The following is a 522-nucleotide window of genomic DNA, read 5'->3' as shown; positions in this document are numbered from 1 at the left end:
AAGGCGGGTGGCAAGGGCACTGGGCCGTGTGCAGGGACGAGCCATGCGGTGTGGCTGCAGGATCTATCGAAGTGGGGAGCGCGGACGGGAGTGCGCGGACGTGCAGGCGAGGCGACGGGGTCTGCGAGAGGAACGGGGGGGAGCAAGTAGGAGTGGGCGGACGGGGGGGCGCGGGCAGCGAGTGGTGGGGAGGTGGGAGGGTGGACGGCGGCGGACGCGTGGGGTGTGGCGGGGTGGAGGAGGGGGTGGACATGTTCGTGGTGGTAGTGATAGGGAAAAGTGGGGCGTGCGTGGGAGCAGGCGGTGGGGGTCGAGCATAGTATGCGGGAGGACCGCGGGCAGGTGCAGCACGACAAGGGAAAGCAGAACGAAATGCAGACTCACATGAAGTGTCGTGGGGGATTCCTTAAACACGGGATCAGGATCGGTCCGACGCGGCAGCGGCACGAAGGCGAGGTACGGGACGGGGATGTTCGACGCCGAGCTGTAGGGGTAGCCGGTCATGGGAATCGCGAGCATCAG

The 522-nt window shown here is 67.0% G+C and carries 1 pseudogene; it reads right to left on the bottom strand.

From position 1 onward, the window contains the following. Window positions 1-273: 273 nt before the first annotated feature. Window positions 274-522: pseudogene (locus A6V37_RS42085) on the bottom strand (cytochrome b); the annotation flags it as partial.

Origin of the sequence: Paraburkholderia ginsengiterrae (assembly GCF_001645125.1) — a bacterium.
Classification (GTDB): domain Bacteria; phylum Pseudomonadota; class Gammaproteobacteria; order Burkholderiales; family Burkholderiaceae; genus Paraburkholderia; species Paraburkholderia ginsengiterrae.
The sequence above is the reverse complement of the archived record's forward strand: the minus strand, read 5'-3'. Positions and strand labels throughout refer to the sequence as shown.